Below are 311 nucleotides of genomic sequence, written 5' to 3'. Positions count from 1 at the left end.
CCTCCTTTTGTCCTACCCATAAAGAGTTTTGAAATTTTTAGTTCAGAAAATACGCCACATTCTCTTGTTGTCCGTATTGAGCCTTGTGAAACTCTCAACCTTTTACACAAAAAGATGCAGTGTATTCGCAATCACCTAAGATTACCTCCTGATGAAAGACAATTTACTCCGCATATCACTCTTGCTAGGCTGCTCGATATTCAACCTGAAGATCTTTCTTACTATCTGTCTTCTCGAAGTAATTTTTCGTTCCCCCCCTTTGAGGTAAACAATTTTGTTTTATTGTTATCGCCCTCTCCCTCAAGCAATGC

1 protein-coding gene is annotated in these 311 nt (G+C 39.2%); it reads left to right on the top strand.

The window, feature by feature from the left end; genetic code table 11:
- The coding region (locus tag ACFIO5_RS12835; RefSeq protein ID WP_375705612.1) for a 2'-5' RNA ligase family protein at nucleotides 1-311 on the top strand (311 nt) is incomplete at both ends.

This window comes from Bartonella sp. AA86SXKL (genome assembly GCF_042196885.1).
This window is presented reverse-complemented; position numbering and strand designations above follow the sequence as displayed.